Raw genomic sequence first — 14,586 nt, forward strand, 5'->3', positions numbered from 1 at the left:
TATACCTTCCTTACTTCGGCCGCTTGGCGCCGTATTTCGAACGGCGCTGGCGACGATCTTTGACGCCCTGCGTATCGAGCGTGCCGCGAATGATGTGATAACGAACACCAGGAAGGTCCTTCACGCGACCACCGCGGATCATGACCACGGAGTGCTCCTGAAGGTTATGCCCCTCGCCGGGAATATAGCTCGTCACCTCAAACCCATTGGTGAGGCGAACGCGCGCCACTTTACGAAGTGCCGAGTTCGGCTTCTTCGGCGTGGTCGTGTAAACACGGGTGCAAACGCCGCGCTTCTGCGGGCAGGCTTCAAGAGCCGGCACCTTGTTCCGCGCCACCTGTGGCTTGCGCGGCTTACGGATCAACTGATTGATCGTAGGCATCCGATCGCTTCCTTATAAGACCCTAGTTGCATAACAAAGCACCGCGCGGGAACGAACAAATCGCCCCCTCTGCGGAGTTTCCGTACCACCTTAAAAAGGCGGCTATTTTTCGTCTCGTAAAACCCGGAACTGCGTCTAGACCGTAGAACAGGTCTACCACCAGCCCCCGAAAGGTTGGCGCATACTATGTATGTGCCCTATCCGCGTCAAGCCAAACACGCTGACTTTTTGCTGAGAACCCAGGCTTTCCCGGACCTTGGCACAATTTGAAATAATATTGCGCAAAGATCCGGGATAATGACCTGAATAAATCACCAAGCTCAAGATTGAGCTGGTGCCTCCTCGGCGACTTCACCCGAATCCGCCTGTAAAGCGAGCTGCTCGGCTTCCCGCGCGTCGAGAATCGCCCGGTCGCGCTCGGCCGCGAGTCGCTGCATGCGGTTTACGATGGAGCCTGTACCCGCCGGGATCAGACGACCGACGATCACGTTCTCCTTGAGACCGATCAATTCGTCGACCTTACCCTGCACTGCGGCCTCGGTGAGGACACGGGTAGTCTCCTGGAACGACGCGGCCGAGATGAACGAACGAGTCTGCAAGCTTGCCTTGGTGATGCCGTGCAAGACCGACTTGGCCTCGGCAGCCCGTCCACCGCTAGCAATCACTTTGTCGTTCACCATCTCGAACTCTTCACGGTCGGTCTGCTCGCCAACCAGGAAGGTCGTGTCTCCGCCGTAGGTGATCTCCACCTTTTGCAGCATCTGACGAACAATGACCTCGATATGCTTGTCATTGATCTTCACGCCCTGCAGACGATAGACGCTTTGCACCTCGTTGATCAGATACTCGGCCAAGGCCTCGACACCCAACACCTCGAGGATGTCATGAGGCACCGGGTTGCCGTCCATCAAGAGGTCGCCGCGCTCAACGTTGTCGCCTTCCTGAACCGCAAGGTGCTTGCCCTTCGGGATCAGATACTCCTTCGGCTCCACACCATCCTCGGCCGGCTGGATGATTACGCGACGCTTGGTCTTGTAATCACGTCCGAACTCAACGCGCCCCGGAATTTCCGCAATGATGGCGAAGTCCTTGGGCTTGCGGGCTTCGAACAGTTCAGCCACGCGCGGCAGACCACCCGTGATATCGCGCGTCTTGGAGCTCTCCCTCGGAATACGCGCCAAGACGTCACCGGCTTGGACCTGAGAGCCATGCTCAACCGACAGGATTGCGTCCACCGACATGAAGTAGCGCGCTTCCAGACCGTTGGCCAACGTGACGACTTCACCCTTCTCGTCACGCAAAGTGACCCGTGGCTTGAGGTCCGCACCCTTGGGCTGCTGCTTCCAATCGATAACGACGCGGTTGGAAATGCCGGTCGTCTCGTCCATGTGCTCCTTGATCGAAATTCCTTCGACCAAATCGACATAGCTGGCAATGCCTTCCCGCTCGCTGATGATAGGCGTCGTATAAGGATCCCATTCGGCCAGACGCTGACCCTTGGTAACCTTCTTACCTTCTTCCGCGAGCAAGCGCGCACCATAAGGAACCTTATGCCTGGCCCGCTCACGCTTCTGCTCATCCAGCAGCACGACTTCCATGTTGCGGCTCATGGCAATGGCCACGCCCTCGGAGTTATGGACAACGTTCTTGTTGTGCCATTTCACCAGGGCATCACTCACTGCCTCGATGCTCGACTGCTCGGCACCACCCTGCGCCGCGCCGCCGATATGGAAGGTACGCATGGTCAACTGGGTGCCCGGCTCACCGATCGACTGCGCCGCGATTACGCCGACAGCCTCACCCTGGTTGACGCGCGTGCCACGCGCCAGATCGCGACCGTAGCAATGGCCGCAGACGCCGCCCCGGCTCTCGCAAGTCAGGGTCGAACGGATGCGAACCACGTCGATTCCGGCCCGGTCGATGGCTTCGACCTCCGGCTCGGTCACCAGATCATTGCGTTTGACGATGACTTCGCCCGACAACGGATCGACCACATCCTCGGCCGCCGTGCGACCCAGGATACGCTCGCCCAAGGGAGCGATGACCTCGCCGCCCTCGATAACGGGATGCAGCGTCAGGTACTTCTCGGAGCCGCAATCCTCTTCGACGATGATGCAATCCTGCGCCACGTCGACGAGACGGCGGGTAAGGTATCCCGAGTTCGCCGTCTTCAAGGCAGTATCGGCCAGTCCCTTACGGGCGCCGTGCGTGGAGTTGAAGTACTCCAGGACCGACAGGCCTTCCTTGAAGTTGGAAATGATCGGCGTCTCGATGATCTCGCCCGACGGCTTAGCCATCAGCCCGCGCATACCGGCAAGCTGTTTGATCTGCGCGGCGGAACCACGCGCACCGGAGTGTGCCATCATGTAAACCGAATTGATGGACAGTCCCCGGTTTTGGGACATGACCTTCATCATCTCCTCGGCCACCTTATCGGTGCAAGACGACCAAACGTCGACGACCTTATTGTACTTCTCGCCGCGCGTGATGAGGCCTTCCTGGTACTGCTGTTCAAACTCCTTCACCTGATCCTGGGCTTCCTCGACCAGTTTGATCTTGGCTTCCGGAATGATCAGGTCGTCCTTGCCGAAGGAGATGCCCGCACGGCAGGCATAAGCAAAGCCCAGGCCCATCATGCGGTCACAGAAAATAACCGTCTCCTTCTGGCCGCAATGGCGGTAAACCGTATCGATAACCTCGGTTACCTCCTTTTTGGTCAAAAGGCGGTTGATGGTCGAGAAAGGCAGCTTCTTGTGGCGCGGCAACACCTGCGCCAACAACATGCGGCCAGGCGTAGAATCGACCAGCTGCACGACCGGCTCACCCTCGGAATTGACGGTCGAATAGCGCGCCTTGATTTTGGCATGCAGCGACACCGCGTGTGCCTCCAACGCATGCTCGATCTCGCCCATGGTGCCGAACACCATGCCCTCGCCCTGCTCGCCGTCGTTCTCCATCGTCAGGTAGTAGATACCCAGAACAATATCCTGAGACGGGACGATGATCGGCTTACCATTGGCCGGCGACAGGATATTGTTGGTCGACATCATCAAGACGCGCGCTTCCAACTGGGCTTCCAGCGACAACGGCACGTGGACCGCCATCTGGTCACCGTCGAAGTCCGCGTTGAATGCAGTACAAACCAGCGGGTGAAGCTGGATTGCCTTACCTTCGATCAACACCGGTTCGAACGCCTGAATACCCAAGCGGTGCAACGTGGGCGCCCGGTTCAACATGACCGGATGCTCGCGAATGACCTCTTCCAGAATATCCCAAACTTCGGGGCGTTCCTTTTCCACCATCTTCTTGGCGGCCTTGATCGTCGACGCCATGCCGTAGAGTTCAAGCTTCGAATAGATGAAGGGCTTGAATAACTCCAACGCCATCTTCTTTGGCAAGCCGCACTGATGCAGTTTCAGTTCCGGTCCCACCACGATGACCGAACGACCGGAGTAGTCGACGCGCTTACCCAGAAGGTTTTGACGGAAGCGACCCTGCTTGCCTTTCAGCATGTCCGACAGCGACTTCAAGGGCCGCTTGTTGGCGCCCGTGATGACACGGCCGCGGCGACCGTTGTCAAACAACGCGTCAACGGACTCCTGCAGCATGCGTTTTTCATTGCGCACGATGATATCGGGCGCACGCAGTTCAATCAGTCGCTTCAAACGGTTGTTGCGGTTGATGACGCGGCGATAGAGATCGTTCAAGTCAGAGGTCGCGAAACGGCCACCGTCCAAGGGCACAAGCGGACGCAACTCGGGCGGAATGACGGGAACGACATCCAAAATCATCCACTCGGGCCGCGCACCGGATACGACAAAAGACTCAACCAGCTTCAGACGCTTGACCAACTTCTTGCGTTTTGCTTCCGAATTGGTGTCTTTCAACTCGGCACGCAGTTCGATCTCAAGCTCCTCAAGGTCGAGGCGCGAGAGCATCTCCTTCATGGCTTCGGCGCCAATAAGAGCTGTAAAGGCGTCTTCCCCAAACTCTTCCTGCGCGTCGAGGTATTCGTCCTCGCTCAACAATTGGCGCTGCTTGAGCGGCGTCAAGCCAGGTTCGGTTACGACAAAGTTTTCGAAGTAGAGCACCCGCTCCAACTCCTTCAACGTCATGTCGACGAGAAGACCGATACGGCTCGGCAGTGATTTCAGGAACCAGATATGCGCAACCGGGCTGGCCAGTTCGATATGGCCCATGCGCTCGCGGCGGACCTTGGACAGGGTCACTTCGACGCCGCACTTCTCGCAGATGATGCCGCGGTACTTCATGCGCTTGTACTTGCCGCAAAGGCACTCGTAGTCCTTTACCGGGCCGAAAATTCGGGCGCAGAACAGGCCGTCGCGCTCCGGCTTGAAAGTCCGGTAATTGATGGTTTCCGGCTTCTTGATCTCACCGAACGACCAGGAACGGATGCGCTCCGGGCTGGCAATGGAAATGCGGATCTGATCGAAGCTCTGCGGGCCAGAGGGCTGACCGAAGAGGTTCATGATGTCGTTCATCGGTATCTCCCGATAATCATGGTGCCCCGAGGGTGGGGCTTCGAGACGACCGGCTTTTTCACAACTGGCCGCCCCTTTTTCTAGGACCTATTAGAAGCCGCTCTGCTTCAACTCGACGTCGAGGCCCAGCGAACGCAGTTCCTTCACGAGAACGTTGAAGGATTCCGGTATACCGGCCTCGAAGTTATCATCGCCCTTGACGATCGACTCGTAGACCTTGGTACGACCCGATACGTCGTCCGACTTGACCGTGAGCATTTCCTGCAAGGTGTAGGCTGCGCCGTAAGCTTCCAGCGCCCAGACCTCCATCTCACCGAAGCGCTGTCCACCGAACTGCGCCTTACCGCCCAGCGGTTGCTGAGTCACAAGGCTGTACGGACCGATGGAACGGGCGTGGATCTTGTCATCGACGAGGTGATGCAGTTTTAGCATGTAGATGTAGCCGACTGTCACCGGGCGGTGGAATTTCTCGCCCGAGCGACCATCCCACAACCAGACCTGACCCGACGTGTCGTGACCGGCCTCTACCAACATCTCCATGATGTCTTCGCTTCGTGCACCGTCAAACACCGGCGTGGCAATGGGAACACCACCACGCAGGTTGTTCGCAAGCTCGCCGATATGGCGATCTTCAAGGTCGGTGATCATCTTCTTGTAGACTTCCGGACCGTAGACGTCCTTGAGCTTGTCGCGCAGCACCTTGAACTTGCCGGTTCGGTTCGCGTCATCGAGCATGCGCCCGATATCACGTCCCAGCCCTGCACAAGCCCATCCAAGGTGCGTTTCAAGAATCTGCCCGACGTTCATGCGGCTGGGCACACCCAACGGATTGAGCACGATATCCACCGGAGTACCATCCTCCAGGTGAGGCATGTCCTCCATCGGCATGATCTTGGAAATGACACCCTTGTTGCCGTGGCGTCCGGCCATTTTGTCGCCCGGCTGAAGCTTGCGCTTCACGGCCACGAAAACCTTGACCATCTTCATCACGCCCGGCGGCAACTCGTCGCCGCGCTGCAACTTGTCCACTTTGTTCTCGAAACGCTTCTGCAGCGCCCCGACGGCTTCCTCGAACTGCTTGTTGAGCGCCTCGACGTCACCCTGGCGCTTGTCGCCCTTGACGGCGATCTGGCGCCACTGACCCGGCGTGAAATCAGAGAGGACTTCCTCGGTGATCTTAACGCCCTTCTTGAAGCCCTTGGGACCGGAAACGCCCGTCTCGCCGATCAGAAGATCCTTGAGGCGGCCATAGAAGCTGCGCTCCAGAATGGTCTTCTCGTCATCACGGTCCTTGGCAAGCCGCTCGATTTCAGACCGCTCGATAGCCAGGGCACGCTCGTCCTTCTCGACGCCGCGGCGCGAGAAGACGCGAACCTCAACCACCGTTCCGGTCACGCCGGGCGGCACTTTCAAGGAGCTATCGCGAACATCGGAGGCCTTTTCGCCGAAGATCGCCCGAAGCAGTTTTTCCTCGGGTGTCATCGGCGATTCGCCCTTCGGCGTGACCTTGCCGACCAGGATGTCACCTGCATTCACCTCGGCACCGATATAAACGATACCGGCTTCGTCGAGGTTGCGCAGAGCATCCTCACCGACGTTGGGAATGTCGCGGGTGATCTCTTCCTGACCCAACTTGGTATCACGGGCCATGACCTCGAACTCTTCGATGTGAATCGAGGTGAAGACGTCGTCTCGGACGATGCGCTCGGAGATGAGGATCGAATCCTCAAAGTTGTAGCCCATCCACGGCATGAAGGCGACGAGCACGTTGCGGCCCAACGCCAGCTCACCCAGCTGGGTCGAGGGGCCGTCGGCGATGATATCGCCCTTCTCCACCATTTCTCCGACCTTGACCAGCGGACGCTGGGTGATCGAAGTGTTCTGGTTCGACCGCTGAAACTTCAACAGGTTGTAGATGTCGACGGCCTGCTCTCCGCTCGAGGTTTCCTCGGTGACACGGATAACGATACGGGTCGCATCGACCTGATCGATTACACCGGCGCGGCGCGCTACGATCGACGCACCTGAGTCGCGTGCAACCGTTTCTTCCATGCCTGTTCCAACCAACGGCGCTTCCGCCTGCAACAGCGGCACCGCCTGGCGTTGCATGTTGGAGCCCATCAGCGCGCGGTTAGCGTCGTCATTCTCCAGGAAGGGAATGAGCGCCGCGGCAACCGAGACGATCTGCTTGGGCGACACGTCGATGAGGTCGATGTCCTCGGGACGGGCAACGATGTAGTCGCCCGCTTGACGACTAGACACCAGATCGTCAACGAAGCGGCCCTTGTCATCCAACGTCGCATTGGCCTGAGCGATCGTATAGCGCCCTTCGTCCATCGCCGAAAGATAGATGACCTCGTCCGTCACTTTGTTATCGACGATTTTCCGGTAGGGGCTCTCGATGAAGCCGTACTTGTTGACCCGTGCATAGGTCGCCAGCGAGTTGATCAGGCCAATGTTTGGGCCTTCAGGCGTCTCGATGGGACAAATGCGTCCATAGTGGGTCGGATGCACGTCGCGAACTTCGAAGCCGGCGCGTTCACGCGTCAGACCGCCCGGGCCCAAGGCCGAAAGACGACGCTTGTGCGTGATCTCGGACAACGGGTTGGTCTGATCCATGAACTGGGAAAGCTGCGAAGAACCGAAGAACTCGCGCACGGCGGCGGCGGCTGGCTTGGCATTGATCAGGTCATGCGGCATCACTGTGTCGATCTCGACCGAGCTCATACGCTCCTTGATCGCGCGCTCCATGCGCAACAAGCCGACTCGGTACTGATTCTCCATCAGCTCACCGACCGAACGCACGCGCCGATTGCCCAGATGATCGATATCGTCGATCTCGCCGCGGCCGTCCTTCAATTCACAGAGAATCTTGAGGATGGACAGCACATCAGCCTTCCGGAGCACACGCACTTCGTCGGAAACGTCCGTGAATCCCAAACGGGCATTCATCTTCACGCGACCGACGGCGGAAAGATCGTAGCGTTCCGAGTCGAAGAACAGGCTCTGGAACATTGCCTCGGCCGTCTCCAGCGTCGGCGGCTCGCCCGGACGCATCACCCGGTAGATATCGATCAGCGCATCCTCGCGGCTGCGGTTCTTGTCCGCTGCCAACGTGTTGCGGATGTAAGGGCCGATATTGAGGTGATCGATCGCCAGTACCGTGATTTCCTTCACGGAAGCATTGGACAAGGTCTCCAGAGACTCTTCCGTAATCTCATCGCCCGCCTCAGCCAAGACCTCGCCGGTCTTTGCGTTGATATGGTCACCGGCGAGATAGAGACCGTGCAGTTCCTCCTCGGTTACCAGGATCTCCTTGAGACCCGCTTCCTCGATCTTGCGCAGCAGGCGCGGGGTCATCTTGGCACCGGCCTCGGCAACGATCTCGCCGTCCTTGGCGTTGACCAGCGGCGCGACAAGCTTGGAGCCCTTCAAACGCTCTGGCGAAAAGGCGGTTTTCCAACCGCCCTTGACCTTCTTATAGGTCACGCCGTCATAGAAAGCCTCCAGGATCTCTTCCGCCGACATCCCTTCAAGGGACGCCAAATCAACCGCTTCGCCCTTCTTGGCAGCATCGGCGCGCCGTTTCTCCGTCTCAATGCTGTCGAGCGCCATCAGGAAGGTCGTTGCCGGCAGTTTCCTGCGGCGGTCCACACGCACATAAACGATGTCCTTGGCGTCGAACTCAAAGTCCAGCCAGGAACCACGGTAAGGAATCACGCGCGCAGCGAAGAGATATTTGCCCGACGAATGGGTCTTGCCGCGATCATGGTCAAAAAACACGCCCGGGCTACGATGCATTTGCGAGACGATCACACGCTCGGTGCCGTTCACCACGAAAGTGCCGTTGCCGGTCATGAGCGGCATATCGCCCATGTAAACGTCCTGCTCCTTGATATCGCGAATCGACTTGGCGCCACTGTCCTCGTCGATATCCCAGACGACGAGGCGCAGCGTGACCTTCAAGGGCGCTGCGTAAGTCATGCCGCGCTGCTGGCATTCCTCAACGTCGTACTTCGGCTCTTCCAGTTCATAGCGAACGAAATTGAGCTCCGAACGTCCGGCGAAATCGCGGATCGGAAATACCGAACTGAAAACCGCCTGTAGCCCACTCTGCGGGCGCTTCTCCGGTTTTACATCGGCGAGCAGAAACTGGTCATAGGAAGTTTTCTGCACCTCGATGAGGTTCGGCATTTCGGTGACTTCGGGAATCCGTCCGAAGCTCTTGCGAATGCGCTTACGACCGGTAAAGGACCTCTCCATCTTAAGCTTCCTCATCACATCTGTTTGCGGGGCGCCGCCCAGTGCCTGTACCTGGGCACATCCTGGAAAGCCTTCCGCCTACGCCAATAAATCTCTTCTGCAACCCCTGCTCGGATCCCGGTTTTGAGGAACCGCGCAGTGGACCATCACACATCAACTCGGAGGAGTTTTCTCCGGGCTCATGCGTGAAGGCACGAAAAGCCTGCGCCGGCGCGCCCCTTCCGAGACGCGCCGACCAGGCCTGCAAAGTGCAGCGTTACACGCAGCACTTACTTCAACTCAACGGTGGCACCAGCCTCCTCGAGTTGCTTCTTTACCTTCTCGGCCTCGTCCTTGGAAACAGCTTCCTTGACGGCCTTCGGTGCGGCTTCGACCAGATCCTTGGCTTCCTTCAGGCCAAGACCGGTGATCGCACGGACTTCCTTAATGACGTTGATCTTTTTGTCGCCAACGGCGGCCAGAACAACATCGAATTCGTCCTTCTCAGCGGCAGCCGGAGCATCACCACCACCAGCGGCGGCAGCAACGGCAACCGGAGCAGCGGCGGAAACGCCCCACTCCTCTTCGAGGCGCTTCGCCAAATCGGCAGCCTCCAGGACGGTCAGCTTGGACAGCTCTGCAACGAGCTTATCGAGATCAGCCATTTTAGTTCCTACTCCTAGTTAAACTTGAGCTTACTGTTTGCTCGGATCACGCGGGATCACGCGGCTTCGCCTTTTTGGGCATAGGCATTCAAGAGACGTGCCATCTGGCCAGCCGGGGCCTGCAGAACGCCAGCGACCTTTGTCGCCGGGGCCTGCATCAGACCGATCAGCTTGCCTCGCAGTTCATCCAGGGACGGCAGCTTGGCCAGGGCCATGACGCCTTCGACGTCAAGTACCTGCGAATCCATAGCACCACCAACGATCTGTAGCTTATCGTTGTCCTTGGCGAACTCGACGGCGACCTTCGCCGCTGCAATGGGGTCTTCCGACATCGCAATGCCGGTCGGCCCGCTGAACAGCGAATCCAGTCCCTCGAACTTCGTGCCTTTAAGAGCCAGACGCGTGAGCCGATTCTTACTCACCTTAAAGTTGGCGCCGGCTGCACGCATCTTGCGACGCAGGTCCTGTGACTGTGCCACCGTGAGCCCCGTTTGTTGGGTCACGATAACCAGCGAGACCTCGCCGAAGGACGCGTTCAGCGTGGACACCAGCTCTTCTTTTTCCGTACGGTCCACGAATCGTCTCTCCCGTCATTGGACTGCAACGCCTTCCTGAGAAAGTGTTGCGGCCCGTTGCACGAAGGCCTTTCCGGCAAAGCGTCCGGAAAGACCCGGTTCGCCTGTCCCGGAAGCTCAAGCTTTTCGAAGGAGCCCTCCGAAATTCTTTTGCTTCCTGTCTATGCAGGCCCGCAAATGGGCTTAAGTATCGCCTGCGAACAGACAACACACCTGCAGTCTTGGACAGGTTACCGGCCGATTACCACCAAGGCATCTCGGCCGGTCTTCCCGGTGGCCGATTCCGAAGAATCCACCACCGAAACCCTTTGGTTGCTCACGCCACCCGATCAGTTGACCAGGCTGGCAACCTCAACTTTCACTCCGGCACCCATCGTCGAGGAAAGGGCTACCCGCTTGATGTAGCTCCCCTTCGCGCCGCTGGGCTTGGCGCGGTTGATCGCCGCGACGAAAGCCTTAACGTTCTCTACCAGAGCTTCCTCGCTGAAGCTGGCCTTGCCGACACCGGCATGGACGATGCCCGCCTTCTCGACACGGAACTGGACCTGGCCGCCCTTGGCGTCGGCGACCGCTTGGGTCACATCGGCCGTTACCGTGCCCAGTTTGGGGTTCGGCATCAAACCGCGCGGACCCAGCACCTTACCGAGACGGCCCACCAACGGCATCATGTCCGGTGTGGCAATGACGCGATCGAAGTCCATCTGGCCGGCTTGCACCTGCTCTGCGAGATCCTCCGCACCGACGATATCGGCGCCGGCTTTCTTCGCCTCTTCCGCCTTGTCGCCCTTCGCAAAGACGGCAACGCGAAGCGCCTTACCCGTGCCATGCGGCAAGGAAACCGCACCGCGTACGTTCTGATCCGCGTGGCGAGGGTCAACACCCAGATTCATGGCGATCTCGACCGTCTCATCGAACTTGGCGCTCGCCCGGCCCTTGATCATCTTGATCGCTTCGACCACTTCATAGGTTGCCCGACGGTCAATGCCGTCAATAACCTTTTGATAACGCTTACCTTTATGCGCCATGATTTCAGTCCTCCACCACTTCGAGGCCCATGGAACGGGCCGAACCGGCAATAATGCTGATCGCCGCATCGATGTCGTTGGCGTTGAGATCGGCCATCTTGGCCTCGGCGATCTCTGCCAACTGAGCGCGGGTCACCTTACCGATGTAACCCTTGCCCGTGGTGGGGGAACCCTTCGCAACCTTGGCCGCCTTGCGCAGATAGTAAGACGCAGGAGCAGTCTTCAGTTCGAAAGAGAACGACCGGTCGCTGTATGCCGTGATGACCACAGGCGTCGGCGTACCCGGCTCCATTCCCTGCGTGGCCGCATTGAAGGCCTTGCAGAATTCCATGATGTTCAGACCGCGCTGACCTAGCGCCGGTCCGACCGGCGGGGAGGGATTGGCCTGCCCCGACGGAATCTCGAGCTTAATATAGCCCGCAATCTTTTTTGCCATTTCAATTCACCCTTCTAACATTCTGGGCTGCGCGGTCCGGTCGTCGCTTGGACTTTGATGCGACCGTCACCTCCCGCGCCACTACTGCGACTCTTCCAACCTGAAAGCGCCGCCACCTCTCCCGGCCAGTCCAACATCCCGTTAGGGAAATCAGACCTTTTCGACCTGGGAGTATTCCAATTCCACCGGCGTCGAACGTCCAAAAATGGAAACCGCCACCTTGAGCCGCGAACGCTCTTCATCGACATCGTCAACCGTTCCGTTGAACGATGTGAAGGGACCGTCCGCAACGCGAACCTGCTCACCAATCTCGAAGGTGATCGAGGGCTTGGGCCGCTCAACGCCTTCTTGAACCTGATGCAGGATCTGTTGCGCTTCCTTCTCCGAGATCGGGGAAGGTTTGCCTTTGCTGCCCAGGAAACCGGTAACCTTCGGCGTATCCTTGACCAAATGCCAGCTCTGATCGGTCAGTTCCATCTTGGCCAGAACATAACCTGGAAAGAACTTGCGCTCCGACGTCACCTTCTGACCCCGGCGAATTTCGATCACTTCCTCGGTTGGCACCAGGACCTCTTCGAAAAGTTCCTCCATGCCCTTCTGCCTCGCCTGATCCTTAATGGACTCGGCGACCTTTTTTTCAAAGCCCGAATAGACGTGAACCACATACCAACGGATGGCCATAACCAGTTAGCCTCCAATCCCAAGAAGCAGCTTCACGGCAAAGGCCAGAACCTGATCAACCAAGAAGAAGAAAATCGCCGCCAGAAACACCATCACAAACACCATGATTGTGCTGACAGTGGTCTCGCGCCGCGTCGGCCAGGTAACCTTGCTGGCTTCCTGGCGTACTTCGCGAAAAAACTGCGCGACGTTGGTCTTGGCCATCGTGGGCCTTCCTTTTCCGTCTCAAACGGCAATTCCGACAGGAGCGCCACCATTTAAGGCATTGCCGCTGCCGGAGCCAAAATTTCTCGGGCGCTCAATCGCGCGCCTCATCACAAAGCGCCTCAACTGGCAGGAGTGGAGGGACTCGAACCCACAGCCCCCGGTTTTGGAGACCGGTGCTCTACCAATTGAGCTACACTCCTAACGCCACTTCTAAAGGGGAAATGGGGTCGTGCTTACCAGCCACAACCCCAAACCCCGCTAAAACCTCCTAAGAGGATTACTTAACGACCGCGGAGACGACGCCGGCACCGACGGTGCGGCCGCCCTCACGGATAGCGAAACGCAGGCCTTCGTCCATGGCGATCGGCGCGATCAACTCGACTTCCATCGCCACGTTGTCGCCCGGCATCACCATCTCCGTGCCAGACGGCAGGGAGACAACACCCGTCACGTCCGTCGTCCGGAAGTAAAACTGCGGACGATAGTTCGTGAAGAACGGCGTATGACGGCCGCCCTCTTCCTTCGTCAGAATGTAAGCCTCGGCCTTGAAGTTCGTGTGCGGCGTGATCGAGCCCGGCTTCGCCAGAACCTGACCGCGCTCAACGTCCTCGCGTCCAACACCGCGCAGCAGCGCACCGATGTTGTCGCCCGCCTCGCCCTGATCCAGAAGCTTGCGGAACATCTCAACGCCCGTCACAACCGTCTTCTGCGTGTCGCGCAGGCCGACGATCTCAACTTCCTCGCCAACCTTCACCACACCACGCTCAATTCGGCCCGTCACAACCGTGCCACGGCCCGAAATCGAGAACACATCCTCAATCGGCATCAGGAACGGCTTGTCCTTCGGACGCTCCGGCGCCGGAATGTAAGCGTCAACCTGACGCATCAGCTCAAGAATCGCATCGTGACCCAAGGCCTTGTCGCTGTCCTCAAGCGCCGCAAGCGCCGAGCCCTTCACAACAGGAATATCGTCGCCCGGGAAATCATACGACGACAGAAGCTCGCGAACCTCTAGCTCAACAAGCTCCAACAACTCCTCGTCGTCAACCATGTCGCACTTGTTCAAAAATACGCAGATCGCAGGAACACCAACCTGGCGAGCCAACAAAATGTGCTCGCGCGTCTGTGGCATCGGACCGTCCGCCGCAGACACAACCAAAATCGCCCCGTCCATCTGCGCCGCGCCCGTGATCATGTTCTTCACGTAGTCAGCGTGACCAGGACAATCAACGTGCGCGTAGTGACGGTTCTCCGTCTCATACTCAACGTGCGCCGTCGAAATCGTGATACCACGAGCCTTCTCCTCCGGCGCCTTGTCAATCGCGTCGTACGCCGTGAAGGTCGCTCCACCCGTCTCCGCCAATACCTTCGTGATCGCAGCCGTCAATGACGTCTTGCCATGGTCAACGTGACCGATCGTTCCCACGTTCACGTGCGGCTTGTTACGCTGAAACTTCTCTTTCGCCATAGCTAACGTTCCCTTTTACGGCCACATGTTCCGGACGCCCTTGGGTCTGTCCTGGGCCTGCTCGCCAAACCAAATAGAGCCGCCGACCACTGTTGTCACCCACCTGACAAACCTTGGCCGCTGCCTCCCATGTCTCTGGAGCGGGTGAAGGGAATCGAACCCTCATAGCCAGCTTGGAAGGCTGGAGCTCTACCATTGAGCTACACCCGCTCTTTCGTCGTCGCGCGTCCCAGGCGTCTGGTGGAGGGGGTTGGATTCGAACCAACGTAGGCGAAGCCAACGGATTTACAGTCCGTCCCCTTTAGCCACTCGGGCACCCCTCCACGTCAACCTTACGGACGACGCGCAACGGCGTTGCGCACTATGGTGATTTCGTCTCGCGTGTCAATGATGAACATGCGAA

Annotated in this window: 10 protein-coding genes and 3 tRNA genes; all 13 read right to left on the minus strand. The window is 58.5% G+C overall.

The genetic code is table 11. The features are described from left to right. Window positions 1-10: 10 nt before the first annotated feature. A complete protein-coding gene (rpsL, locus tag ABIE63_RS07305; RefSeq protein WP_183417843.1) occupies window positions 11-382 on the minus strand; it encodes a 30S ribosomal protein S12 in 372 nt (123 codons plus the stop codon). Between the two features lie 320 nt (window positions 383-702). Further along, the gene (gene rpoC / locus ABIE63_RS07310) at window positions 703-4,884 is read right to left on the minus strand and encodes a DNA-directed RNA polymerase subunit beta' (protein WP_183417842.1); all 4,182 of its coding nucleotides are present in this window, start codon (window positions 4,882-4,884) and stop codon (window positions 703-705) included. Between the two features lie 90 nt (window positions 4,885-4,974). Next, entirely contained in the window at window positions 4,975-9,147 is a 4,173-nt protein-coding gene (gene rpoB / locus ABIE63_RS07315; protein WP_183417841.1) for a DNA-directed RNA polymerase subunit beta, read from the minus strand. Between the two features lie 269 nt (window positions 9,148-9,416). Next, on the minus strand, window positions 9,417-9,791 hold the full coding sequence (rplL, locus tag ABIE63_RS07320) for a 50S ribosomal protein L7/L12 (RefSeq protein ID WP_183417840.1): 375 nt from the start codon (window positions 9,789-9,791) through the stop codon (window positions 9,417-9,419). A gap of 56 nt (window positions 9,792-9,847) precedes the next feature. Next, window positions 9,848-10,366: a 50S ribosomal protein L10 gene (gene rplJ / locus ABIE63_RS07325; protein WP_183417839.1), complete on the minus strand. Its 519-nt coding sequence runs from the start codon at window positions 10,364-10,366 to the stop codon at window positions 9,848-9,850. Window positions 10,367-10,695: 329 nt separating this feature from the next. After that, entirely contained in the window at window positions 10,696-11,391 is a 696-nt protein-coding gene (gene rplA / locus ABIE63_RS07330; RefSeq protein ID WP_183417838.1) for a 50S ribosomal protein L1, read from the minus strand. A gap of 4 nt (window positions 11,392-11,395) precedes the next feature. Continuing rightward, window positions 11,396-11,827 (minus strand): 50S ribosomal protein L11, encoded by a 432-nt coding sequence (gene rplK, locus ABIE63_RS07335; protein WP_354503784.1) that lies wholly within the window; start codon window positions 11,825-11,827, stop codon window positions 11,396-11,398. 150 nt (window positions 11,828-11,977) lie between these two features. Then, the gene (gene nusG / locus ABIE63_RS07340) at window positions 11,978-12,508 is read right to left on the minus strand and encodes a transcription termination/antitermination protein NusG (protein ID WP_183417836.1); all 531 of its coding nucleotides are present in this window, start codon (window positions 12,506-12,508) and stop codon (window positions 11,978-11,980) included. A gap of 6 nt (window positions 12,509-12,514) precedes the next feature. Further along, window positions 12,515-12,712: a preprotein translocase subunit SecE gene (gene secE, locus ABIE63_RS07345; protein ID WP_183417835.1), complete on the minus strand. Its 198-nt coding sequence runs from the start codon at window positions 12,710-12,712 to the stop codon at window positions 12,515-12,517. A 127-nt stretch (window positions 12,713-12,839) separates the two neighbouring features. Further along, a tRNA-Trp gene (locus ABIE63_RS07350) sits at window positions 12,840-12,915 on the minus strand. A gap of 77 nt (window positions 12,916-12,992) precedes the next feature. Then, window positions 12,993-14,183, minus strand: coding sequence for an elongation factor Tu (gene tuf / locus ABIE63_RS07355; protein ID WP_354503785.1), 1,191 nt, complete (start codon window positions 14,181-14,183; stop codon window positions 12,993-12,995). 136 nt (window positions 14,184-14,319) lie between these two features. Further along, window positions 14,320-14,393 (minus strand) — tRNA-Gly (locus tag ABIE63_RS07360). Between the two features lie 28 nt (window positions 14,394-14,421). Continuing rightward, window positions 14,422-14,506, minus strand: a tRNA-Tyr gene (locus ABIE63_RS07365). Window positions 14,507-14,586: the final 80 nt, after the last annotated feature.

The organism is Limibacillus sp. MBR-115 (assembly GCF_040549425.1).
Classification (GTDB): domain Bacteria; phylum Pseudomonadota; class Alphaproteobacteria; order Kiloniellales; family CECT-8803; genus Limibacillus; species Limibacillus halophilus.

Coding starts and splice junctions, on each gene's coding strand:
- rpsL (WP_183417843.1), bottom strand. CDS start 382: ATGCCTACGATCAATCAGTTGATCCGTAAGCCGCGCAAGCCACAGGTG.
- rpoC (WP_183417842.1), bottom strand. CDS start 4,884: ATGAACGACATCATGAACCTCTTCGGTCAGCCCTCTGGCCCGCAGAGC.
- rpoB (WP_183417841.1), bottom strand. CDS start 9,147: ATGGAGAGGTCCTTTACCGGTCGTAAGCGCATTCGCAAGAGCTTCGGA.
- rplL (WP_183417840.1), bottom strand. CDS start 9,791: ATGGCTGATCTCGATAAGCTCGTTGCAGAGCTGTCCAAGCTGACCGTC.
- rplA (WP_183417838.1), bottom strand. CDS start 11,391: ATGGCGCATAAAGGTAAGCGTTATCAAAAGGTTATTGACGGCATTGAC.
- rplK (WP_354503784.1), bottom strand. CDS start 11,827: ATGGCAAAAAAGATTGCGGGCTATATTAAGCTCGAGATTCCGTCGGGG.
- nusG (WP_183417836.1), bottom strand. CDS start 12,508: ATGGCCATCCGTTGGTATGTGGTTCACGTCTATTCGGGCTTTGAAAAA.
- secE (WP_183417835.1), bottom strand. CDS start 12,712: ATGGCCAAGACCAACGTCGCGCAGTTTTTTCGCGAAGTACGCCAGGAA.
- tuf (WP_354503785.1), bottom strand. CDS start 14,183: ATGGCGAAAGAGAAGTTTCAGCGTAACAAGCCGCACGTGAACGTGGGA.